This is a genomic window from Streptomyces scabichelini, from assembly GCF_011045015.1.
Lineage (GTDB): Bacteria > Actinomycetota > Actinomycetes > Streptomycetales > Streptomycetaceae > Streptomyces > Streptomyces scabichelini.
In genome coordinates, this window is record NZ_JAAKZY010000072.1 from 1 (window position 1) to 24,321 (window position 24,321).

Here is a 24,321-nt window from a genome sequence, read left to right on the forward strand (position 1 = left end):
GGTGGGGGCCGGTGGTCGCGACCACCGGCCCCCACCCGTTCCCCCGTCGTGTCCGGTCAGACCCGGGCGTGCAGGACCGTGTTGAGCGGGGTTCCGGCGGCGGTGCGGATGTCGCTGAAGCCCGCTTCGGACAGCAGGGCCCGCAGGGTTCGTGCGCCGGCCTGGGCGCCGAGGGCTTCGCCGCCCTGGGAGACCGCGTTGGGCACGCACATGTAGGTGGACGCGCTGTAGTACATCCGGCCGACGGGGTTCAGGTTCTCCGTCACGGTGTCGCCGGCCTGCGGTTCGACGATCATCCAGCTGCCGCCGGGTACCAGGCACTCGCGGACCCGGCGGGCGGCGGCCCCCGGGTTGCCGTAGTCGTGCAGGGCGTCGAACGTGCAGATCAGGTCGTAGCCGAGTGCCGGGAACTCCGTGGCGTCGCACACATCGAAATGGACACGGTCCGCGACGCCCGCCTCGACGGCCGCCGCCCGGGCCCGCTCGATCGACCCGGTGTCGTAGTCGAATCCGTGGAAGGTGGAGGCGGGGAAGCGCTGAGCCATGAGGATCGTGCTGACCCCGTGCCCGCAACCGACGTCGGCGACGCGGGCGCCCGCGGAGAGGCGCTCGGGCACGCCGTCCAGTGCGGGGATCCAGTCGTCGAGCAGGTAGGTGCCGTAGGCGGCGCGGAAGACGTCCGCGATCCCGTGGATCACGCCCTCGTCCTGCTCGCCGTAGCCGATGCCGTGTCCGGAACGCATGACCGACTCGAGGCGGTCGAGGCCGCGCAGCGCGCTGACGGCCAGACCGAACAACGCGCCCGCGTTGACCGGGCCGTCGGTGTCGAAGGCGAGCGCCTGCTCCGGCCCGAGGCCGAAGCGGTCCTCGGCGGCCGTGGCTCCCGCGTGGTGGGTCAGGTAGCCGCCCGCGGCCTGCGAGCGGGCCCACTCCCGTACGTACCGCTCGTGGGTGCCGGTGCGGGCGGCGAGTTCGGCCGAGGTGAGCGGGCCGTCGACGAGCGCCTCGTAGAGGCCGAGCCGGCCGCCGATCACGACGAGCCCTGCGGCCATCGTCGCGCCGTAGTCGGTGATGGCGGCGGCCAGCAACTGCTCGAGGCGGGCGGGGTCGACGGCGGTGGCTGTACCTGTACCTGTGCCTGTGTCTGTCGTGGTGGTCGTGTCTGTCGTGGTGGTCATGGTGGTCTCCCCGTCGGGCGCTTGCTCTGTCACCCGATGAGGCGTGAGATGCCGCCGTACGCCGGAAGATCGGCCGTTACGGGCTCGGTGAAGGTGGCCTTACGCGTCTTACGTGCCCCAGCGGACCGGAGCGTCCGGCCGGTAGGCGCACCAGGTGCCCGTGCTGACGGCGGCGCGGAGATGCCGGGCCAGCGCGGGGTGCAGTTCGTCGAGCCGGCGCAGGACCGAACGGATGCGCTGGGTGACCGCGGAGCGCGAGCGGTCGGCACTGCCGCCCGCGCGGCGGGTGCGGCCGCCGAGGCCGGTGGCGGCGGTGATCTCCGCGAGCAGGAACTCCATCTCGGTGCGGGCCGCTTCGGCGCGGCCGGTGTCCCCGAAGTCCTCGGCCTCCTTCAGGTCCTCCTGGAGCTCGACGGCCCTGGCCTCGTACATGCGCCGCGCCTGCGCGTCGATCACCGGACCCGTGTCGGACTGCTCGACGGCCGCCCCCATCAGCTCTGTGCAGTGCACCTCGCGGCCCGGGCGGGAGAGCAGTACGGCGAGATCGCGCAGCCCCTTCGCACCGGGCAGGCGAACGGTGACGCCGTCGAAGGCGACGGTCCACACGGCGCCTTCCAACCGGAAGACGTTCTCGGCGGAGTCTGGGCTCGCCGATTCCGGGTCTGCCGATCCCGGGCTCGTCGGTCCCGGGCTCGTCGGCTCGGGGCTCGTCGGTCCCGGGCTTGCCGATTCCGGGCTCGTCGCCACCGGGCTTGTCGGCCCCGGGCCCATCGATCCCGGGCTAGCTGATTCCGGGTTCATCGCCACCGGGCTCGTCGCCACCGGGCCCGCCGATTCCGGGCTTGCCGATTCCGGGCCCATCGATCCCGGGCCCATCGATCCCGGGCCCATCGATCCCGAGCCCATCGATCCCGGGCCCGCCGACTCCAGGCTCATCGCCACCGGGCTCCCCTGCCCCCGGTCCGCAGCGGATGCGGTGATCGCGGTCAGCTCGCGTCGCGCCAGTGTCACCGCGTCCGACAGTGGTAGCGCGGGTGCGTCGGTCGCCGTGAGACGGGTGTCCACCTCGGGTGGGCCGAGTACGTCGTCGACGATGTCGCCGTGGTCCGAGCCGGCCGAGTGCCACAGTGTGGCCGCGGCCCGTTCCCGGCCGGTCAGGTGGGTGAGCCGGGCGATCCAGCGCAGGGTGAGCGCGGTCTCGGTCACGTACCCGAAGCCGAGGAAGGCGTCCAGGGCCCGACCCAGATACTCGGCGGACTGCGGGAACTCGCCCGCCGGCGCGGCGAGCGCGCCGAGCGTGCGCAGGCTGATCCCGGCGCCGATCGGGTAGTCGACCTCCTCGCAGTACTGCGCCGCGTGCGCGCACATCGCCCGCCCGGCGACCGGGTCAAGCAGCGCGATGAGGCTGCCCTGGATCGCGCCCGCCCAGGCTTCCAGGGCCGGACTGCCGATGCCGGAGGCGGCCCGGTGGGCGGCGCCGGCCTGTTTGATCGCCTCCTGGACCCGGCCGAGCGAGGCCAGCGCGATCGCCCGGAACGTGAGCAGCTCGTTGTGCCACGGCGCCATGTCGTGCGCGGCAGCGATGTCGATGGCCTCCTCGATCCAGCGCAGCGCCGCCTCGTACCGTCCGGCCCTGCGCTCGTGGAAGTACAGCGCGCGCCGGGCGTTCACGGCGGCGAGTCCCGACGAGGTGCCGTCGATGGCCTGCCGGGCCAGCGCGACGCCCCGCTCCGACGAACCGCGCAGGACATGCGCGACCGACGCGGCGGCCGCGACCTCCGCCCAGGTGTCGTGCCGGGGTTCGGGCCACCGGTCAAGGACGAGGTCGCCGAGCTCCGCGATCGGCATCGCCCTGCGGCTCTTGAGCAGCGAGCACAGCGGGATGAACAGCGGGCGCGCCCGGTCGGGCGCGTTGTCGTTCGCCACGCACCAGCGCAGCGCGTCGGCCACGTCGCTATGGGTGTTCTGGAGCGTGATCATCAGGTCGACCGGCCACCCCCGGAGCATGCGCTCGCGTATCTCGACGGCTGTCCCGACGAACGAGTCCACCCAGCGGCCCCGGACCCGGTGCAGTTCACCGCGCTCGGCCAGCCGCTCCCGGGCGAAGCCGCGCAGCGTCCGCAGCATCCTGTACCAGCTCCGGCCGCTCTGCTGACGTACCGTCACAAGCGACTGGGCGACCAGCTGGTCGAGCTGCTCGACCGTGGCGAGGAGGTCGTCACCCGGCTCGCCCGCGACCGCGTGCGCGTGCTCGGCGGTGAACCGCCCGGAGAACACCGAGAGACGCTCGAACACCCGCTTGGCGGGATCCGGCAGGCGGCCGTACGACCACTCGATGGCCGCCTCCAGGCTGCGGTGGCGCTCCGGGCCCCGGTCCCGGCCGCGGCTGAGCAGGTCGAGCCGGTCGTCGAGGTGGCCGAGCACCTCACGCGGCGTCAGGCTGCGTAGTCGGGCCGCGGCCAGCTCGATGGCCAGGGGCAGCCCGTCGAGATGGCGGCACAGGGTGACGATCGCGTCCGGGTCGGCCGTGAGATCCACGTCCGCACCGGCGGCCGCCGCCCGCTCAAGGAGCAGGCGTACGGCGGGCGATCGTGCCGCGTCGTCGGCGGTGGCGCCGGACGCCGGGAGTGCCAGCGGGCCCAGGGGCAGTACGTGCTCGCCGGGGATGCCCAGTGCCTCCCGGCTCGTGGCCAGTACGCAGATCCCGTGGCAGCGGTCCACCAACCGGGAGACGGCGTCGGCCGCCGCGTCGAGCAGGTGCTCGCAGTTGTCGACGAGGAGCACGCGGACCGCCTCACCGATGCCGATGAGCGCCGTGTCCAGCGAAGGGAACCCCAGCGTGTCGGCCAAGGCGAACTCCACGGCCGCCGGGTCGTCGACGGCTCCGAGGTCGCACATCACGACCGGTCGCGTCTGTTCGGAGGCGGCCACCGCCTGCGCGAGCCGCGTCTTGCCGACGCCGCCGACCCCCGTGACGGTGACCACCGGGCTCCGGGCGAGCAGCGCGCGCACGGCATCCAACTCGGTCTCGCGGCCGAGCAGTTCCCGCGCCGTTCGCAGCGCCATGCCGCACCCCCCGGACCGTGCCGGTCTGCCTTCGCTCGCAGTATGGCCAGCCTGAGCTCCGTACAGAAGGGTCCAGCGCTGTACAAAAGGGGCCAGGAGAAGACACGCCGAGTGTCCCGGGAGAGGTGTCAACTCCTGGGAAAGCTGCGGCCCGGGTGCCTGCCCGGGGCAGCCTTCCGGATGCCCCGGGCCGCGGCTCAGTCGCTTCTCACCCCGGTCAGCGCACTGAGAAGGTGGACAGACGGATGCCGTCGCCGAGTACCAGGTACACGTCCTGGCGTCCCTTGGCCGCGCTCGTGAGGTCGGCGGTCACGGTCTCGTAGGTGTACGGAGATCCGGTGCCGCCGGCCTGGGCTGTACCCACCAGGGTGCCCGTCGGCGACCCCAGCCGGACCTCGACCTTCCCGGCCGCGCCCGCCACCCGCGCGCTGAACTTGGCGGCCCCCGAACCGAGTTGGCTGTCCTTGAACTTCAGCCAGGCCCCACCCGACGTCGCGCCCACAGCGGTCCCGCGGACCTTCGACTCGTCCACGAGCCGCACGCCCTCATAGTCGTCGAAGTTCTCCGCTCGGGTGACCCGCGAAAGATCCCGCGCCGGAATCGTCTCGCCCCGCACCTTCAGCGACGTACGAGAGCGGATGTCCTCGGAGGATGCGCCGACGAGAACGTCGTAAGTCCCGCTTTCCACCACCCACTTGGACCGCGTGACATCCCAGTGCGCGAGGTCGTCCGCAGCGAGCTTCAGCTTGACCGTCTTCGTCTGGCCGGGCTTCAGCGAGAGCCGCTGGAAGGCCTCCAGCTGCTTCAGCGGCTGCTTGTCGCGCGAGGCACGCTGATGGGTGTAGAGCTGCACGACCTCGTCCCCGGTCCGCCGCCCGGTGTTCGTGACGGCGACCTCGTAGCCGTCGGAGACTCGCTTCAACTCCCCGTAGCGGAAAGAGGTGTACGAGAGCCCATAGCCGAACTCGTACAGCGGATCGCCCTTGAAGTACTGGTACGTGCGGTCGTGCTTGATGTTGTCGTACTCAAGGATGGAGGGGAGGTCGGACTCCGACCGGTACCAGGTCTGGGTGAGACGGCCCGCCGGGTTCACGTCGCCGAAGAGGACGTCGGCGAGGGCGTTGCCGGTCTCCTGGCCCGCGTGGGTGGTCCACAGCAGAGCCGGGACCTCCTTCTGGAGGTCGCCGATGGTGGTCGGGTAGCTGTTCTCGACGACCACGACCGTGTTCGGGTTGGCCGCGCGGACCGCCTTGACCAGGGCTTCCTGGGCCGGCGCCAGGCTCATGTCCTCGCGGTCGTCGTTCTCGCGGCCGTTGATCGCCGGCATGGACCCGACCACCACGACCGCCGTGTCCTTGCCCTTCACCGCCGCCACGGCCTCCTCCGTACCGCTGCGGACGACGTCCTTGGTGTAGCGGGCGGCCTCCTCCTTGGACACGAGACCGAGGGTGCCGTCAGCGCCGGCCGGGCCGAGGTAGACCGGGTTCGACCACCAGGGTTCCCTGGTCTCGTAGCCCGCGTAGCGGAGCAGGTACGTGCCGTCGGCCTGCTCCTCCAGCGCGAACTGCTGCTGCACGAACCAACCACCTGGCTGCACCTGGTCGTTGACGAATCCCGACCCCTTGGCGCCGACGTACTTGCCGTTCGCCGCCGACCTCAGCGTCACGATGCCGGCACCCCAGTCGAAGACGTCGAACTGAGCCTGGGTCTCGGCCCCACCGGACGCGGTCTCCTTCAAGGGCTCGCCGTCGGCGTCCGATCCCGCCGTCACGTACTTGCCGTTCTCCGCGTTCTTCAGCGCGATCCGGTCCACGCCCTCGCTGCCGGCCACCGGGGCACCGAGCTTCGCGGCGATGCCCTCCTTGGGGGTGACCGCGTACGGCAGCGTGCCGGAGTACCAGTCGGTGTAGAGAGTGTCGGCGAGCGGGCCGACCACGGCCACGTTCTTCGCCGATGTCTTCAGGGGCAGGGCGCCGCCCGAGTTCTTCAGCAGCACAGTGGCATCGGCCGCCGTCTTCCGCGCGAGCTTCTGATGCGCCGGGCTGTTCACGACCGACTTGTCGATGGAGCCGTACTTGCCGCCGCCCGGGTCGAACTCGCCGAGCCGGACGCGGATGCTCAGGATGTGCCCGGCCGCCGTATCGACGTCCGACTCCTTCAACTGGCCTGCAGAAACAGCAGACTTGATCGCCGAAGTCGTCGGTACGGAGTTCGCGTCGTCCGTCGTGAAGCTGTCGATGCCCGCCTTCAGCGCGGCCGCGTTCCCCTCGGCCAGGGTGTCGTAGTACTTCTGGCTGCCCGTGCCGGTCAGGTTGTTGGGCGCGTAGGCGTCGGTGACGTTCAGCAGGTCGTACGAGGACCAGGTCCGCACGTCGTCGTCGAGGGCCGGATTGACCGTCGTCGGGCGGCCGTTGACCAGGTTGTACGAGGACATCACGCCCGTGGCCGCGTCCGCCTCGATCGCCGGCCTGTACGCCTGCTCCTCGTACTCCTTCAACACGCGCGGGCGCAGGTCGGACGACGTGGTCGTGCGGTCGACCTCGTTGTTGTTGCCGAGGAAGTGCTTCAGCGTCGGAGCCGTCTTGAGGTGGTCGGGGTCGCCGCCGGTCAGGCCCGTGCCGTACGCGGTGGCCAACGAACTCGTCAGATGCGGGTCCTCGGAGTAGCCCTCCTCGTTGCGCCCCCAGCGCGGGTCGCGCAGCGGGTTCACCACGGGCGCCCAGAGGTTGAGGCCCCAGCCGGCCGGCCGCTCCTGCTGGAAGCCGCGCGTCTCGTCGCCGACCGCCGAGCCCACGCGCTTGATCAGCGACGGGTCCCAGGTCGACGCGAGCCCCACGGCCTGCGGGAAGACGGTGGCCTCGCCGAGCCAGGCGACCCCGTGCAGGGCCTCGGTGCCGGTCTTGAACGACTTGATGCCGAGGCGCGGGATCGCGGGCTGGTACTGGTGGAGCAGGGAGATCTTCTCGTCGAGCGTGAGCCGGCCGAGGAGGTCGTCCACGCGTCGGTCCACGGGGAGCTTCGGATTGCGGAAGGCGTATGCGGGGTCGTCCGCCGCGGCCGTTCCGGTGGCGGTGACGCCGAGTCCTGCGATCAGTGTCAGTGCCAGGACGGGGACGGCCCGGCTGACGGTGGTTCTGTGGCTTCTCTTGCGTTTCATGAAACCGCTCCTTCAACTAAGCATTCGCTGGAAGGGGGTTCGGAAGCTGCGGGCCGTCTGTGGCTGGTCGCGCAGTTCCCCGCGCCCCTAAGGGGCGCGGCTGTCGTGGGCCTCTTCAGGGCCGCCGGGCCGTGCTCTCCCGTACCGTCAGCCGCGGCGGCAGCAGCGTGGCCTCCGGTACGGTCGCGCCGCCCAGCTTCTTCATCAGCAGCTCGACCGCCCCGGTGCCCACCTCGGCGGACGGTATGGCCACCGAGGTGACGGGGACCCGGAGACCACCGGCCAGCTCGTCCGGGCAGATCGCGGTGACGGACAGATCGCCGGGCACGCGCAGGCCGAGCTGCTCGAAGGCGTCGATGAGGGGTTCGACGATCGGCTCGTTGTGGACGACGACGCCGGTCAGCGCCGGCTGCTCACGCAGGAGCTGCTCGGCGACCTGCCGGGCCGCCGCGGGCACCGCCTCGCACGGGTGCACCGAGGAGGACAGCCCGTGCCGGTCGGCCGCCGCGGTGAAGCCCCGTACGACGCGCTGGGCGAAGCCGGTCTCCCGTACGTACACCTCCGGCGGCGAGCCCACGAGTGCGATCACCCGGTGGCCGAGGGCCGCCAGGTGCTCGACGCAGACCTCGCCCGCCGCCTGGAAGTCCAGGTCGATGCAGGTGAGGCCCTTGGGCTCGGACGGGAAACCGATCAGCACCGAGGGCCGGTCGAGGGCGCGCAGCAACGGCAGCCGCCGGTCGTGGAGCTGGACGTCCATCACGATCAGCGCGTCCACGAGCGCGGTGTCCGCGACCCGGCGCAAGCCGTCCTCGCCCTCCTCCTGGGTGAGCAGCAGCACGTCGTGGTCGTGGCGGCGTGCGGTCGTCACCACGGACACCGCGAACTGCATCACGACCGGCACATGGATGCCCGCCCGTAACGGCACGACCAGCGCGAGCACATTGGACCGGCTGCTGGCCAGTGCCCGCGCGCCCGCGTGCGGCCGGTAGCCCAGCTCGCGGATGCTGGCCTCGATCCGCTGCCGGGTCTCCTCGGAGATCGGGCGCTTGCCGCTCAGGGCGTACGAGACGGTGCTGGGGGACACGCCCGCGTGCCGGGCCACGTCGGTGATCTTCACCATGATCAGCCCCGCTCCTGCTCGGCTGCCAGCTCGAGGGAGAGGAAGCCGGTCCCGGCCTTCGCCCGCACCGTCCGTCCGCCGGCGGCCAGTCCCCAGGGCGCCGAAGGATCACTCGACGAGGCCCGCAGGGTGTCCCCTTCGCGGACGACGGTGAAGGTCACGCCGTCCACCGGCACCGTGACCTGGGCGCCGCGTTCCAGACCGTAAGCGTGCAGGGTGACCCCGTCCGCGTACGGATAGTCGGGCCGGTCCTCGACGGCGCCGACCGGAATCACCGCACCGGGTCTGACCAGCAGCGGCACGCTGGAGAACCCGTGCTTCTCGCGCACCCAGCGCGGCCCGGTCACCGTCTGCCCGCTGAGGAAGTGGGTCCAGGTGCCCTCGGGGACGTAGTACGACACATCCCCGTCGTCGGAGAACACGGGCGCGACCAGCAGATCGGGCCCGAGCATGTACTGCCGCTCCAGATGCGCACACCCGGGGTCGTCCGGGAACTCCAGGACCATCGCCCGCATCATCGGCACCCCCTCCGCGTGGGCGGCGCGGGCAGCCTCGTACAGATAGGGCATGAGGCGGAGCTTCAGCCGGGTGAACAGCCGCAGGACGTCGACGGCCTCCTCGTCGAAGAGCCACGGCACGCGGTACGACGACGACCCGTGCAGGCGGCTGTGCGAGGACAGCAGTCCGAAGGCGAGCCACCGTTTGAAGAGGGCGGGTGTCGGCGTGCCCTCGAAGCCGCCGATGTCATGGCTCCAGTAGCCGAAGCCGGAAAGGCCGAGGGACAGCCCGCCGCGCAGCGACTCGGCCATCGACTCGTACGTCGCCTCGCAGTCGCCGCCCCAGTGCACGGGGAACTTCTGGCTGCCGGCGGTCGCCGACCGCGCGAAGACGACGGCTTCGGACTCTCCCCGGTGCTTGCGCAGCACGTCGAAGACGGTGCGGTTGTAGAGGTACGTGTAGTAGTTGTGCATCCGCTCCGGGTCGCCGCCGTCCGCGTACGCCACGTCGACCGGGACCCGCTCGCCGAAGTCGGTCTTGAAGCAGTCGACGCCCTGCGCGAGCAGTGCCTCCAGTTTCGAGGCGTACCAGTCGCGGGCGGCCGGGCTCGTGAAGTCGACCAGTGCCATCCCCGGCTGCCACAGGTCCCACTGCCAGACACTGCCGTCCGGCCTCTTGAGCAGATGGCCGAGGGCCCGTCCCTCCGCGAACAGCGGCGAGCGCTGCGCGATGTACGGGTTGATCCACACGGAGATGTGCAGTCCGCGTTCCTTGAGCCGCTTGAGCATGCCCTCCGGGTCGGGGAAGACCCGCGGGTCCCACTCGAAGTCGCACCAGTTGAACTCGCGCATCCAGAAGCAGTCGAAGTGGAAGACGGAGAGGGGGAGTTCGCGCTCCTTCATGCCCTCGATGAAGGACGTGACGGTGGCCTCGTCGTACGAGGTGGTGAAGGACGTCGACAGCCACAGCCCGAACGACCAGGCGGGCGGGAGGGCCGGACGGCCGGTGAGCGCCGTGTACTTGCGGAGGATGTCCTTCGGGGTCGGGCCGTAGATGACGTAGTACGTCAACTGCTGTGTCTCGGCGCTGAACTGCACCCGCGAGACCGTCTCCGAGCCGACCTCGAACGACACCCGCCCCGGATGGTCGACGAAGACGCCGTAGCCCGCGTCCGTCAGATAGAACGGCACGTTCTTGTACGCCTGTTCCGTGGCCGTGCCGCCGTCGGCGTTCCACATGTCGACGACCTGGCCGTTCTTGACCAGCGGCCCGAAGCGTTCGCCGAGACCGAAGACGTTCGTGCCCACGCCCAGGTTCAGCTGCTCCCGCAGATAGTGGCCGCCCTCGGCGTCCCGCATGATGCCCATGCCCTTACGGCCGCTGCTGGTGAGGCTGCGGCCGTCGGCGAGGAAGTCGATGTGCCAGGGGCCGCCGCGCGAGACCTTGACGGAGAGGGCGCCCGCGGTGAGGGTCGCGTACTCGTCGTCGTACGACGCCACGGCCGCGAACTCCTCCTTGCTGACCTCGAATCGGGGCCCGCGCGGCTCCTCGCCCTCGAAGTGTGTGAACGTCACGCCGATGACATCGGGCATCGGCGCGTGCGCGCTGATCGTCACGACCGGTCCCTTCAGCAGGTCGCCGCGGTGGCGGATGGGCTGGGTCGGCGCGTGGATCTCCAACGTGCCCTGCTCGGCGGCGACATCGAGGACCTCGACCGGATGGGCCGCGGTCACACCCTCGCGCAGCAGCCAGTAGCCGTCGCTGAACTTCACTGGCACACCCCTTGTTTGACGGTCACTTGGCGGTCACTTGACGGCACCCACGGCGATGCCGCGGGTGAGCGTCCGCTGGAAGAGGAGGAAGAAGACGATCGCCGGGAGCACACCGAGCAGGGCGGCCGCGTTGGTCATCGTCGCGTCCATCAGGCGCTGGCCCTGGAGCACACCGAGTGCCACCGACACGGTCTGGTTGTCGTTGGAGATCAACATGACCAGCGGCAGCAGGAACTCGTTCCAGGTCCAGATGAAGAAGAGGACCAGCAGCACCCCGATGGTCGGGCGGCTGACGGGGACGACGATCCGCCACAGCACCTGCCACTTGTTCGCCCCGTCGATCCGGGCGGCCTCGATGATCTCGCGCGGGAACTGCCCGAGAATGGACGACAGCAGATACGTACCGAAGGCCGCCTGGATCACCGTGAACACGATGATCACGCTCAGCCGGGTGTCGTAGATGCCGGCTTCCTTGCTCAGGTAGTAGATCGGGTAGACCAGCGCCTCCTGCGGCAGCATGTTCGCCAGCACGAAGAACGCGAGGACCCAGGTGCGGCCCTTGATCCGGCCGATGCCGATCGCGTACGCGTTGAGGACGGACAGGACGACGGCGCCGAGCGCGACGGACCCGCTGATGAGGACCGAGTTGATGAGCTTCTGCCCGAAGTCGACGCGTTCCCAGAAGTCCTTCAGGCCGTCGAGGTAGAGCCCTTCGGGCAGGCTGAGCGGGCCGTTCGCCGAGTACTCGGCGGGCGACTTCACCGCGTTGACCGCGACGATCAGAAAGGGCAGGACCATGAACAGGGCGCCGATGACCAGGGCGACGAGGATGGGATAACGGCGTACGGCGGTCATACTCGAAGCCCTTCCTCGGCGTCCTCCGCGCGGGTCTGGAGCTTCAGGCCGACCAGGGCCAGCGCCAGAATGATCACGGTCAGCACGGTGGAGATCGCCGCGCCGTAGCCGACCTGCGTCTTCTCGAAGAACGTGGTGAAGGAGAAGTACGACGGCACATTGGTCTCCCCGCCGGGACCGCCCTTGGTGAGCACGTACACCGCGCCGAACACCTTGAGCGCGGCGATCGTGCACCACAGGAGGACGACGTAGATCTCGGGGCGGATCTGCGGCAGCGTGATGTGCCAGAACCGCCGCCACCATCCGGCGCCGTCCAGCTCGGCGGCCTCGTACAACTGCGGGTCCACGCGCTGGAGTCCGGACATGAAGACGACCAGCGGGAAGCCGATCTGCACCCAGACCATGACGCCCATGACGCTGTAGAGCGCGAAGTCGGGGTCGCCGAGCCAGTCCTGCTGGAAGCCTTCGAGACCGACGGCCTTCAGGAGCTCGTTCAGCGAGCCGTTCTCCGGCGCCAGGATCCAGCTCCACACGATGCCCGCGACCGCGATGGGCAGCACCTGCGGAAGGTAGAAACAGGCGCGCAGGACGGCCGCCGTCCTCGTCCCGAAGTGCTTGCCGACGAAGTCGAACAGCGCGGCGGCGAGGACGAGTCCGACGGCGGTCGGTACGGCGGCCATGGCGACGACCATGAAGAGGCTGTGCCGGAACGAGGCCCAGAACTCGCTGTCGTCCATCAGCTCGCGGTAGTTGGCGAGGCCGGACCACTCCGGGGTACCCACGCCCTGCCAGTCGGTGAAGCTCACCCCCGTGTTCATCAGGAACGGCACGACGACGACCACGAGGAAGGCGAGCACTCCGGGGAGCAGGAACAGGGCGTACGAGTCACGGGGGCGGCGCGGGCGCCGGGTTCCGGAGTGCTTTTCGACGACCCGCCCGCCCCGTTCGACGGTCACCGTCATTGCTTCGGTACGTCCTTGTCGTACGCCTCCTGGAGCGCCGTGAGGTAGTCGTCCGGTGAAGCGCTTCCCGTGATCAGCTTCTGCGTCTCGGAGACGAGGACGTCGTAGAAGCCGGGGACGGGCCAGTCGGGATAGAAGGCCAGACCCTCCCTGCCCGTCAGGGTGTCGAAGTTCGCGATGAGCGGCTTGGCCTTCGGGTCCGTGATGGCGGACGCGTCGGCGGCGACCGGTACACCGCCCTTGTTGCCGAGCAGGTTCTGGATCTTCTTCGACATGGTGATGTCGATGAAGTCGTACGCGAGTTCCTTGTTCTTGGCGCCCTTGGGCACGACCCAGAGGTTGCCGCCGGAGCCGAGGGTCAGGTCCGAGCCCGGCCACAGGAAGGTGCCCCAGTCGAACTTGTTCTCCTCGGCGAAGCGGCCGTACCACCAACTGCCGGAGAAGAGGATCGGGTTCTTGCCGCCGATGAAGGCGGTGCCCGCGTCCTCGGCCTTCGCGCTGGTGGAGTCCTTGCTGATGTATCCCTTCTTCACCCAGTCCGCGAAGGTCTCCGCGCCGTACGTCCAGGCCGCGTCGTGGAAGTCCGTCTTGCCCTTGTAGAGCTGCAGACTGTCGACCCAGGCGCGGTCCGCCTTGGAGAGCGCCAGCTGGTAGAGGTACTGGTGGGCTATGTACTCGGCGCCGGAGTTGGCGAGCGGGGTGACGCCCTCGTCGGCGAACTTGTCCATGGCGGCCGTGAGTTCTTCGAAGGACGTGGGCTCCGCGATGCCGTGCTTCTTGAAGAGGTCCTTGTTGTAGAACACCGTCGCGTACTCGGCGTAGTTGGGAATCCCGTACCAGTTGCCGGAACCCATCACGCCGTCGGCGCTGTACTGGCTGGTGGTGCGCACACCGGCGCTGATCTTCTTGTCCCAGCCGCGCTTGGTGGCTTCGCCGGTGAGATCGGTGAGGAGCCCCTGCTTGGAGAGGAGTCCGGCCGTCGCGTTGCCCTTGTTGTACTCCATGACATCGGGGGCGTCGTCCGAGTTGAGGACCATCGGGGCCGTCTTCTGGATCTGTTCGAAGCCCTTCTCCTCGAACTTCACCTTGACGCCCGGATGCGTCTTCTCGAACTCCTTGATGGCCTCGGCCCAGGCCACGCCCATCGCGCTGTTCGGTGCTTCGTAGTGCCACAGCTTCAGCGTCTTCCCATCGGAAGACCCACTGTCCGAGTCGCCGCAGGAGGCCAGCAGCAGGGCTCCGCTCAGAGCCGCCGCGGCTACCGCCACCACACGCCTTCGTGCCGTCAACATCCAGTGCCTCCAGGGGAGTCGGATGGCTCACTGTCCCGGTGAGTCGTCGCTCATCACGTTGTGCGTCGTGCAGGTCACGCTCGTAGTGGGGGGACGTCACGCAGCGTCCATCGAATCGATTCGATACGTGATGTCGAAGCGCTTCGACGGGGGAAGGTATGTGGCGGCTGTGAACGAGTCAATGGGGTGCGCGCGGATTGGGTGAATTGGGGAGCGGGTCTGTGGTGGGGGCCGGCCGGGGTGGGCGGCTCTTCCCAGGTGAACGGTGCCGCAACAGCCGCTGAACTGTTCGGTGCCAGAGGCAACTAACTACCTGGCCTCACAAGTCACACCTGCTGCACAGACCACAACTGCCTCATGGAGGTCATGTAATGCGTTCTCACCTCGTCAGCCGCCGCATGTTACGCACCGCTTCGACGCTGACGCTGGCTCTCGGCGCGGGCCTTGCCCTGCCGACAGCCCTGGCCACGACAGCCGGCGCCGCGGAGTCGTCGGCCACCGCCGAGGTCAACTCCAGCGGCTGGGAGCTTTCCTACACGGCCGCCGCCGGCCAGATGAACAACGTGCTCGTCGACGAGTCGTTCACCGACGGCTCCAAGGAAACCATCACCTACGTGATCGAGGACGTCGTCCCGATCAGCGCGGGGAACGGCTGCGTCCACCCCGACCCCGCGGACCGGGCCAAGGTCTCCTGTACGGTCGCCGCCCTGGACAGCCAGTCCCCGTACGCCACCATGCGCATGGACCTCGGCGACGTCTGGGACAGCGTTGCCATCACCAACTCCACCGACCAGGCCTTCCACACCAACGCGATCGACCTGGGCCCCGGCAACGACCGGCTGACCCACACCGGCCCTGTCGACGGCAATGCCGTCCGGGGCGGGGCGGGTGACGACATCATCACGGCGGGCGTGGCCGCGATGGTCTTCGGCGACGACGGCAACGACACGATCACCACCAACGGCGACATCACGCAAGGCGGCGCGGGCAACGACCTGATCCAGGGTGGCCCGGACACCCAGTTCCTGTACGGCGACGACGGCAACGACACGCTCCGCGGCGGGGACGGCGACGACTTGCTGTACGGCGGCAGGGGCAACGACATCCTTTACGGCGACAGCGGTTTCGACCAGATCTGGGGCAACACCGGCGACGACGAGCTGTACGGCGGTCCCGACACGGACACGCTCTCCGGCGGCGCCGGCAGGAACATCGTCGTGCAGGACTGACGGTGACCGTCGAGCAGGACTGACGGTCCTCGTCCAGCAGGACTCACGGTCATCGTCCAGCAGGACTCACGGTTCTTGCTGCCCAGGGAGCTGCCGGGTCGGCCGCGCGGTTCCCTGGGCCGTTCCCCGGGCCGTTCCGTGGGTGGTCCCCACGTCAGCCTCTGCCGAGATCCACTCGCCAGTCGTTCGACATGATCCAGTGGCCCTTCGGGTACTCGAATTCGACCGCACCGAGCAGCTCGAACCCGGCCTTGCGACAGACGGCGTTCGACGCGGAATGGTCCACGCTCGGAAACGCATGAAGGTACTGATGCTCTCCGGCAGCCCGCGCTGCTTCGATGACCGCACGGGCGGCCTTCGCGGCGAGGCCCCGTCCCTGGAACTCGGGCAACACGCCCCAGCCCGTCTCCCACACCTCCCTGTCACGCCACACCCGCTCCCAGTAGCCGATCGAGCCGACGGTGTCGCCGGTGTCCGCCAGCGTGACCCGGTACATCCGACCGCGCTCGAGGCCGACGTAGCGCTGATGCCGTGACACCAGCTTCTCTTCGGTCTCCGGACCACCCAAGTGGGCCGTCATCTCAGGGCTGTTGACCCTCTGGAGCAGCCAGAAGTCGCCTTCGGCCCAGGGCTCCAGCTTCACCTGCCGCGCGTCCGTGGTGTCCATGGTCGAGTCCATGGCGGCCACACTAGGACGGAGGTCTGACAACGGCAGGGCGCGCTTGACCGATGGCGAGTTCGACGATCTTCCGGGCTGTGCCGGCGGGATCGACGATCTGGTGCAGGTGCGTGCCGGGCAGGTGGGCGACACGCCAGCCGCGTTCGCGTGCGTCGGCGGCCACGGCATCGTACGGAGGGCCGAACAGCAGGTAGGAGCAGGGGTGGTCGTCCCAGCCGTCGGGGACCGGGATGTGCTGCTCGTAGTAGGACAGGGGCAGCGCGGGCTGCTCGGCGACGACCCTCTGGCGCATCGTGGGATCGGGGAACATGGGCGCGATGTCGGCCTCGTCCCACCAGTCGGTCCAGCGGGGCAGCATGCCGTTCACCGCCATGGAGCGGAGGACCTTCAGCAGCTCGGGTGGGACGACAGGCGTCGATGCCGTACGGGCCGGCAGCGCGGCGTCGACGAAGACCGAGCCGGTCACCGGATGGTCGAGGCCCGAGCGGATCACCGGGAGGAACAGCCCCGCGTTGCTGTGCGCGACAAGAACGAGCGGTTGGTCCGCCGGGATCTTCCCGATGCTGTCACGGACGGCGTCGACGACGCGGGGCCAGAACGGTGGCTCGCCGGTGCCCACGTGCAGCAAGGACGGCACCCGCACCTGGTGTCCCGCGGCGGTCAGCTGTTCGGCCACCGGCTGCCAGGTGGAGGGGCCCACGGACGGACTGTGCACGAGAACGAAGACTGGCCGCATGCGGGCATTCTGTCCTCACGCCGCCGGCGCTCGCGACCGTGTCGGCCGACAGCAGAACACCGCGGCAACGAAGCCCGCGTCGGCCATTCCCCGAGAACGGCCGGGGTCGAACCAGTCGGTTCGACCCTTCAACTCTCCTGGCTCACAAGGCTACTGTGGCTCGGACATCCGTACGATCCACGGGAGGCGGCGGACCATGGCGACGGCGACCGCGAGCGTACAGGCGCCGATCGTGGCGGGGACGCCACTGCTCGGGTCGATGAGCAACCTCCTGAGCGATCCGCTGGGAGCGTATCTGTGGGCGCGGAGCGAGTACGGCGACGTGGTGCGCTTCCGAGCCGGTCCGCCCGGCCTGCGTGCGAACCTCTACGCCGTCTTCTCGGCCGAGGGCGCGCAGCAGGTCCTGGCGACGGAGGCCGCCAACTTCCGTAAGGACAACGTCTTCTACGAGGAACTGCGGGTGACGGTCGGCAACGGGCTGCTCACCAGCCAGGACGCCACCTACCTCCGCCAGCGCCGCCTCGTCCAGCCGCTGTTCACCCGGCGCCGGGTGAACGGCTACGCGGACCAGGTCGCGCAAGAGGCGGCCGCCTTGGCCGACACCTGGCGAACAGCGGGAACAGGCGCGACGACAGGCGCAACAACAGACGCAACGGTGGAACTGATCGGCGAAATGCGCCAGTTCGCGCTCCGCATGGTCGGCCGGATTCTCTTCGGTACGGACGGGGAGAAGGCGTTCGAGGTGATCGAGCGCACGATGCCCCAGCTCCAGGAGTACTCGATGAAGCGGGGCTTCTCGCCGGTCAGGACGCCGCGTTCGTGGCCCACGCCCGCCAACCGCCGCGCCGAGCGCAACCAGGCCGAGCTGTTCGCGCTCTGCGACGGCATCATCGAGAACCGCCGCGGACGGCGGGGCGACGACTCACAGGACGGCACCGGCCGGACCGACGACCTGGTCACCCTCCTGGTCCACGCCGAGAACGCCGAGGACGGCAGTCTCGACGCCGCCGAACTCCGCGAGCAGGTACTGATCTTCCTGCTCGCCGGCCACGAGACCACCGCCACCGCGCTCGCCTTCGCCCTGCACCTCCTCGCCCGCCACCCCGAGCAGCAGCGGCGCGTACGGGACGAGGTGGACCGCGTGCTCGGCGGGCCCGGCCCCGGCGGACGAGCGCCCACAGCGGCGGACATGGAGGCGCTGCCCTATCTGACGATGGTGCTGAAGGAAGCGATGCGGCTGTATCCCTCCGCACCCGTCATCGGTCGTCGCGCGGTGGCGGGCGCGGAGATCGACGGCGTACGCATCCCGGCCGGCGCAGACCTGCTCGTCAGCCCCTGGGTCACCCACCGCCACCCCGACTACTGGCCCGACCCGGAGCGCTTCGACCCCGAGCGCTTCACTCCAGAGGCGGAGGCGGGCCGCCCGCGCTACGCCTGGTTTCCGTTCGGCGGAGGGCCGCGCGCCTGCATCGGGCAGCATCTGTCGATGCTGGAATCGGTGCTCGGGCTCGCCGTGCTGCTCCAGCGTTACGAGTTCGAGGCAGCCGACGAGGAGGACGTTCCGCTCGGCGCGGGGGTCACCTTGATGGCACTGGGGCCCGCGCACTGCCGGATCACGCCCCGGTCGCCGGAGTAGCGCCCGAGCGGAACTCACCCCGACGACCTGGACACCTTCAGCTCCGCGAGACAGTCGTCCACCGCGCCGCGTGTGCAGTCACTGCGGGCGAGCCTGGCACCGAGCCGATCACAGCCACAATCGTCCAGAGCCGGAATCAGGGACGGAACCCGGGAACGACCGGAGCAGCACTCAGGGCTGGCCGCCCACGCCCTAAGGGTTGACCCCCGCGTTTCACCGAGCTGCTGGTTCCGCCGTCGCGAGGGCGATCAGCAAGGCCACCGCCGCCGCGGTGACCGGGACGGCGTACCCCGCGGCGGCCGACGCCTGCTCCACGACCCACCCGCCGGCGGCGGAACCGCATGCGATCCCGCCCAGCAATCCCGTCACCGCCAGTGTCATCCCCTCGTTCAACCGGCCCTCGGGCGTGCGGTGCTGGACCAGCGTCATGGCGGTGACCATCGTCGGAGCCGTGGCCGTCCCGGCCACCAGCAGCGCTCCGGCGAGGACCACCAGCGAACCCGTGAGCGTGGCGGCCAGAAGGGGCCCCGACATGAGGAGGGCCATCGCGGCGACGCTCCACGGGTAGCGCCGCTCGGCAGGCCCGGCCGGCTTCAGCACCCCGTACAGCAGACCGGCCGCACCCGAACCGGCCGCCTGGAGTGCGAGGATCACACCCGCCGCCGACCTGTGCCCCTGTGCGTCCGCGAACGCGATCGTGACGACCTCCATCGAGCCGAAGACGGTACCGGTCGCGAGGAAGCCGATCAGCAGAGAAGGCATGCCAGGTGCGCGCAGAGGAGATTTCGCCGCCGTACGAGACGGCCTCCGCACGGGCGGTTCCGTGGCGCTCTGGGCCGCGAAGACCAGTACGCCCGTCAGCATCAGCACCGCACCGACCAGCGTCCCCGCCTCCGGGAAGAACGCCCCGCACAGGAACGCGGCCAGCACAGGACCGAGCATGAAACACAGCTCGTCGGCGGCCTGTTCGAAGGAGTTCGCGGTGTGCAGGCCCGCCGGGTCGTCCTTCAGCAGGTGGGCCCAGCGAGCCCGGGACATGCCCCCGGTGTTGGGCGTCGTGGCCGTGGCGGCGTACGCGGCGAAGAGCGTCCAGTCGGGCGCCCCGTGGTGCACACAGAGCAGCAGCGCGAGTGAGCCCAGCGCCGCGATCGCCGTCGCGGGCACGGCGACCCGCGCCTGCCCGTGGCGGTCGACCAGGCGCGCCGTCCAGGGCGCGACGACCGCCGTCGCCGCCAGGCCGGTCGCGGTGACGGCACCGGCGAGGGCGTACGAATCCCTCGCTCCCGCGATCATGATGACGGCGCTGACGCTGAACATGCCCATGGGGAGACGGGCGATCAGATTCCCGATGGTGAAGGCACGGGTGCCGGGGATGGTGAAGAGGCGGCGGTAGGGGTTGCGGGCGTCGGACTTCCGTCCTGGTCCTGGCACCTTCCGCCGCGGTCCGAAGTCGGCGACCACCAGGCTGTCGGCGGTGACGGTGAGGACGGTCGTACGGCGATCAGGGGACTGTTGCGGCATGGACCAACCGTTGCCCCCTGCCCGACCACCGGTCCAACACCTACTCCGTACCGATTCACGCACCCGAGTTGTAAGTTCGCCGGATGCCGTCCTCTCCTGGTCCCGGCTCCGCAGCCGTCCCCCGTGCGGTCGACCCCCGCCTCCTGCGCGCCTTCCTCGCCGTCGCCGAGGAGCTGCACTTCACGCGCGCGGCTGCCCGGTTGTACGTCGCCCAGCAGGCCCTGAGCCGTGACATCCGGCGCCTGGAACGGGAGTTGAAGGCGGACCTCTTCGTACGCAATACCCGGCGGGTCGCGCTCACGCCCGACGGCGAGCGGCTGCTGCCGTACGCCCGCCGGGTGCTGGAGGCGCAGGACGCGCTGCTGGCCGCGTTCGGGCGGACGGAGGCCGAGCAGCGCCCCCTGCTCGTGGATGTGAACAGCCCGGGCCTGATCGGCGAGCGCATCCTGGCCCGGGCCCGCGAACTCGCTCCCGACTGCGAACTGATGGCCCGCTTCGAAAGCGGCCTCACCGGCGCCGCGGCCGAACTGCTCGCCGGGCGGCTCGACGCGTCCTTCGGCCGGTTCGCGGGCCTGGACCCGGCGATCCGCGACCGCCTGGAGCAACAGCCCGTACGGTACGAGCCGATGGCGATCGTGCTGCCCGAGGACCACCGCCTGGCCGCCCTGGACGCCGTACCGCTGGACGCTCTGGCCGGTGAGCACGTGTACGCCGGTGCCGGCAACCCCCGGACGCCGGAGTGGACCGACCTGGCCCGGCAGCTCTTCGAGGGACGCGGCATCGAGGTCGCCCCGCCCGCGCCGCTCGCCGTCGGCGCCCAGGAGTTCCAGCGGATCATGGCCAAGAAGCGAAACCCCGTCCTCGCCGTGGTGGATTTTCCGGCCATGCCGAAATCGTTACTGCGGCCCCTCGTCGACCCCGTTCCGTTATCACCTGTATCTCTGGTGTGGCGGAAGGGATGGATGCACCCTGCAATGGAGGCACTTCGTGCCGCCGCCGCGGAGCTGGCGGCGGCGGAGGGATGGCTCCATCGCCCCGCGGAGGGATGGATTCCGGCCACGGATGAGCTCATCATGGCGAAACGCACCTGACACGTGGCACACACGGAACTCCTACGTGCGCTACATTCATGGGCCGGGTGCGTTGTGGTATTAGGGGGGCGCCTGGATCGGGTGGGGGCCCGGTCCGGACAATCAAGTACGAAGTGCCCGGACTCGTACGCGCCCGATCGGTTCCCGTGGGGGGATGAACGTGCGCGTGGAGAAGTGGCGGGAAGACGCCCAACCGGATCGGCAGCATACCGACCGGCCGGACAGAGGCGGGGCATATCCGTCGACCCGCCGAGATGCGGGGGAGTCGTTCCATGGTGGTTCTGGCGACATATCGATGCCAAAGCAGCGAGACAGTGACAACAACGGACATCACATAGGCCGGCCGGAGCCCGCGCGCCCCGACGCCGACGTGCCCTCCTGGGCGGAGAGCACGGAGAGCGCGGAACCCGAGCACACCCATGACCCGCACGAGGTCACGGTCCAGCTCGACAATGTGGGGCGTCACCTGGACGACTGGCTGGTCCAGCAGGCCAAGGGTGCTCCGGGTGCTCAGGGCGACCAGGAGGGTTCGGACGGCCCGGTGTTCGTCGACGAGACGGGACGCCGCAGCCGCAGATACCGCCGTATCGGCATGGCCGTCGGCCTCACCTGCGCGGTCTACGCCGTCATCATCGTCGCCACGCTCATGTCGGGTAACTCCAGCGCGCCCTGGCTCCCGGTGCCGGGCAAGGCGGACAAGCCGGCCGGCAAGGTCGACAGTCCGACGCTGCCGCCCGAGTCCGCGGGTCCGTCCGGTTCGGCGAACCCCTCCTCCGGGCTGGTCCCGTCGGCCGGCGCCGGTACGTCGCGGGCGCCGGGCGCAGGCACCTCGCCGAGCACGTCGGCCAGCCCCTCGGATTCGGGCAAGCCCACCGACGCCGATCCCTCGCCGACCTCTTCGAAGCCGGCCCCGACCAAGAGCCCGACCGGGCCCGACCCCACGAAGGATCCCACCGCGGATCCCACGACGTCGCCAGACCCGGGCACGGACCCGGACCCGGATCCGGACCCGACCCTGTCCGACGACCCCGCGGATCCCCCGGCCGGAGACGACCCCGTCGCCGGCCCGGCGCCGACGGGCGGCACGATCCCCGTCGACCCGATCGGCGTCATCGACGACCCGATCGGCGTCGTCGACGTCATTGATGAGAGCCCCGCCCCGTCGACTCCGGAGAACTTCCTCTGATGGCATCTGGCAACCGCCGTCGCGGTTCGGCCTCCGGCGCAGTACGTCGTCGTCGCCTGCCCCTGCGTTATCTGCTGCCCTCGCTCGTCCTCGTCGCGCTGATGGCGATGCTGATGCTGCGCGGTTTCGTCCACAGCGAGATCCTCGCGGACTACCGCATCAACTCGCCGGCGGCTTCCGACAAGGTCCCGGAGGAGGTCCTGAACGGCGGCCCGGTCATCGACACGCGCCGCGGCAGCACCGACAGCCGGGACGTACGGGACCGCCGTATCGTCCTCACCTTCGACGACGGCCCGCACCCCGAGTGGACCCCCAAGGTCCTCGACGTACTGAAGAAGCACGACGCGAACGCGGTCTTCTTCATCACCGGCACCATGGCCTCGCGCTATCCGGACCTCGTCGACCGGATGGTCAAGGAGGGCCACGAGATCGGCCTGCACACCTTCAACCACCCCGATCTCTCCCTCCAGTCCCAGCGCCGCATCGACTGGGAGCTCTCCCAGAACCAGCTGGCGCTCGCGGGTGCCGCGGGTATCCGTTCCTCGCTCTTCCGGCCGCCGTACTCCTCCCACGCCGACGCCATGGACAACAAGTCCTGGCCGGTCACCGAGTACATCGGCAGCAAGGGCTACATCACCGTCGTCAACAACACCGACAGCGAGGACTGGCGCAAGCCCGGCGTCGACGAGATCATCCGCCGTGCCACACCCGAGGGCGACAAGGGCGCGATCGTCCTGATGCACGACTCCGGTGGCGACCGCTCGCAGACCGTGGCCGCGCTCGACAAGTTCATCCCGCAGATGAAGGACAGGGACTACGAGTTCGAGAACCTCACCGAGGCTCTCGGCGCGCAGAGCGCCCACACCAAGGTCACCGGCCTCGAGCTGTGGAAGGGCAAGGCGTGGGTGTACGCGGTCCAGGCCTCGGAGAAGACGACCAGCGTCCTTGTCGTCGGCCTCGCGATCATCGGCGTCCTCGTCTTCGCCCGCTTCGGCCTGATGCTCCTGCTCTCCGCCGTCCACGCCCACCGCGTACGCCGGCGCAACTTCCGCTGGGGCCGCAGCCCCATCACCGAACCGGTGTCGGTGCTGGTTCCCGCGTACAACGAAGCCAAGTGCATCGAGAACACGGTGCGTTCGCTGATGGCCAGCGAGCATCCCATCGAGGTCATCGTCATCGACGACGGTTCGAGCGACGGCACGGCCCGCATCGTGGAGGGCCTGCGCCTGCCGAACGTACGCGTCGTGCGCCAGATGAACGCGGGCAAGCCGGCCGCGCTCAACCGCGGTATAGCGAACGCCCGTTACGACCTCATCGTGATGATGGACGGCGACACGGTCTTCGAACCGGCGACGGTCCGCGAGCTGGTACAGCCCTTCGCCGACCCGAGCGTGGGCGCCGTCGCGGGCAACGCGAAGGTCGGCAACAAGAACTCCCTCATCGGCGCCTGGCAGCACATCGAGTACGTGATGGGCTTCAACCTCGACCGCCGCATGTACGACATCCTGCGCTGCATGCCGACGATTCCGGGCGCGGTGGGGGCGTTCCGGCGCTCGGCCCTGGAACGCGTCGGCGGCATGAGCGACGACACGCTCGCCGAGGACACGGACATCACGATGGCGATGCACCGGGACGGCTGGCGCGTCGTGTACGCGGAGGACGCCCGCGCCTGGACCGAGGCCCCCGAGTCGGTCCAGCAACTGTGGTCCCAGCGCTACCGCTGGTCGTACGGCACGATGCAGGCGATCTGGAAGCACCGCCGCGCGATCATCGAGAAGGGCCCCTCGGGCCGCTTCGGCCGCGTGGGCCTGCCGCTGGTCTCCCTGTTCATGGTGGTGGCACCGCTGCTGGCCCCCCTGATCGACGTGTTCCTCTTGTACGGGCTCATCTTCGGCCCCACCGGGAAGACGGTCGTCGCCTGGCTGGGCGTCCTCGCGATCCAGGCGGTCTGCGCGGCGTACGCCTTCCGCCTCGACCGCGAACGCATGACGCACCTCATCTCCCTGCCGTTGCAGCAGCTCCTCTACCGCCAGCTCATGTACGTCGTCCTCCTCCAGTCCTGGATCACCGCCCTCACCGGCGGCCGCCTGCGCTGGCAGAAGCTGCGGCGCACGGGCGTGGTGGGGTCGGCGCCCGGCGCGATCCCGGCACAGCGGGCGAGTGGGGATGAGCGGAGGCCGGTGGGATGACCCACGGGTATCACGGGTATACGGACGAGCCGGTGCCCTCCGGGACCGGCGCGGCGGCGTCAGGGGCGGGGCCGGTGCCGGGTTCCGTGCCGCCGGAGTCGATGTCGCCGTACGGGGCGGCGTCCGCGTCCGAGAACGAGTACTGGACGTCGTA

Annotated in this window: 16 protein-coding genes; 5 read left to right on the forward strand and 11 right to left on the reverse strand. The window is 69.8% G+C overall.

Annotation, left to right across the window (positions count from 1 at the left end):
- Positions 1–56: 56 nt before the first annotated feature.
- The 8 genes from G5C60_RS22790 to G5C60_RS22825 all read right to left on the reverse strand — a co-directional run bounded on the left by G5C60_RS22790 (position 57) and on the right by G5C60_RS22825 (position 13,900).
- Positions 57–1,178, reverse strand: a complete 1,122-nt coding sequence (locus G5C60_RS22790) for a class I SAM-dependent methyltransferase (RefSeq protein ID WP_165262216.1) — start codon at positions 1,176–1,178, stop codon at positions 57–59.
- A 108-nt stretch (positions 1,179–1,286) separates the two neighbouring features.
- Positions 1,287–4,244, reverse strand: a complete 2,958-nt coding sequence (locus G5C60_RS22795; protein WP_165262218.1) for a winged helix-turn-helix domain-containing protein — start codon at positions 4,242–4,244, stop codon at positions 1,287–1,289.
- 217 nt (positions 4,245–4,461) lie between these two features.
- Entirely contained in the window at positions 4,462–7,401 is a 2,940-nt protein-coding gene (locus G5C60_RS22800) for a glycoside hydrolase family 3 C-terminal domain-containing protein (RefSeq protein ID WP_165262220.1), read from the reverse strand.
- Between the two features lie 115 nt (positions 7,402–7,516).
- Positions 7,517–8,521 carry a LacI family DNA-binding transcriptional regulator gene (locus G5C60_RS22805; protein WP_165262222.1) on the reverse strand — a complete coding sequence of 335 codons (1,005 nt, stop codon included), beginning with the start codon at positions 8,519–8,521 and terminating at the stop codon, positions 7,517–7,519.
- A 2-nt stretch (positions 8,522–8,523) separates the two neighbouring features.
- Positions 8,524–10,791, reverse strand: a complete 2,268-nt coding sequence (gene yicI / locus G5C60_RS22810) for an alpha-xylosidase (protein WP_165262224.1) — start codon at positions 10,789–10,791, stop codon at positions 8,524–8,526.
- A 33-nt stretch (positions 10,792–10,824) separates the two neighbouring features.
- On the reverse strand, positions 10,825–11,646 hold the full coding sequence (locus G5C60_RS22815; RefSeq protein ID WP_165262226.1) for a carbohydrate ABC transporter permease: 822 nt from the start codon (positions 11,644–11,646) through the stop codon (positions 10,825–10,827).
- Positions 11,643–12,608 carry a carbohydrate ABC transporter permease gene (locus G5C60_RS22820; protein WP_165262228.1) on the reverse strand — a complete coding sequence of 322 codons (966 nt, stop codon included), beginning with the start codon at positions 12,606–12,608 and terminating at the stop codon, positions 11,643–11,645. Before G5C60_RS22820 ends, G5C60_RS22815 begins: the two co-directional genes overlap by 4 nt.
- Entirely contained in the window at positions 12,605–13,900 is a 1,296-nt protein-coding gene (locus G5C60_RS22825) for an ABC transporter substrate-binding protein (RefSeq protein WP_165262230.1), read from the reverse strand. Before G5C60_RS22825 ends, G5C60_RS22820 begins: the two co-directional genes overlap by 4 nt.
- A gap of 371 nt (positions 13,901–14,271) precedes the next feature.
- Here G5C60_RS22825 and G5C60_RS22830 point away from each other — a divergent pair, with 371 nt between their 5' ends.
- Complete coding sequence (locus tag G5C60_RS22830; protein WP_165262232.1) at positions 14,272–15,129, forward strand: calcium-binding protein; 858 nt, start codon at positions 14,272–14,274, stop codon at positions 15,127–15,129.
- A 154-nt stretch (positions 15,130–15,283) separates the two neighbouring features.
- Here the strand turns inward: G5C60_RS22830 and G5C60_RS22835 are convergent, their stop codons facing one another.
- Positions 15,284–15,808, reverse strand: coding sequence for a GNAT family N-acetyltransferase (locus G5C60_RS22835; protein ID WP_420907400.1), 525 nt, complete (start codon positions 15,806–15,808; stop codon positions 15,284–15,286).
- 10 nt (positions 15,809–15,818) lie between these two features.
- Positions 15,819–16,544, reverse strand: coding sequence for an alpha/beta fold hydrolase (locus G5C60_RS22840; RefSeq protein WP_165262234.1), 726 nt, complete (start codon positions 16,542–16,544; stop codon positions 15,819–15,821).
- A gap of 196 nt (positions 16,545–16,740) precedes the next feature.
- Between G5C60_RS22840 and G5C60_RS22845 the strand changes: the two genes are divergently transcribed.
- Entirely contained in the window at positions 16,741–18,180 is a 1,440-nt protein-coding gene (locus tag G5C60_RS22845) for a cytochrome P450 (RefSeq protein WP_165262236.1), read from the forward strand.
- A gap of 213 nt (positions 18,181–18,393) precedes the next feature.
- Here G5C60_RS22845 and G5C60_RS22850 read toward each other — a convergent pair whose 3' ends face one another.
- Positions 18,394–19,701: an MFS transporter gene (locus G5C60_RS22850; RefSeq protein ID WP_165262238.1), complete on the reverse strand. Its 1,308-nt coding sequence runs from the start codon at positions 19,699–19,701 to the stop codon at positions 18,394–18,396.
- 83 nt (positions 19,702–19,784) lie between these two features.
- On the opposite strand from G5C60_RS22850, the gene G5C60_RS22855 reads away from it, so the two are divergent.
- The 3 genes from G5C60_RS22855 to G5C60_RS22865 all read left to right on the forward strand — a co-directional run bounded on the left by G5C60_RS22855 (position 19,785) and on the right by G5C60_RS22865 (position 24,167).
- A complete protein-coding gene (locus G5C60_RS22855) occupies positions 19,785–20,792 on the forward strand; it encodes a LysR family transcriptional regulator (protein ID WP_165262240.1) in 1,008 nt (335 codons plus the stop codon).
- Between the two features lie 295 nt (positions 20,793–21,087).
- Positions 21,088–21,978 carry a hypothetical protein gene (locus tag G5C60_RS51205; protein WP_206439879.1) on the forward strand — a complete coding sequence of 297 codons (891 nt, stop codon included), beginning with the start codon at positions 21,088–21,090 and terminating at the stop codon, positions 21,976–21,978.
- Positions 21,978–24,167, forward strand: coding sequence for a bifunctional polysaccharide deacetylase/glycosyltransferase family 2 protein (locus tag G5C60_RS22865; protein ID WP_165262242.1), 2,190 nt, complete (start codon positions 21,978–21,980; stop codon positions 24,165–24,167). The genes G5C60_RS51205 and G5C60_RS22865 overlap by 1 nt, the downstream gene beginning before the upstream one ends.
- Positions 24,168–24,321: the final 154 nt, after the last annotated feature.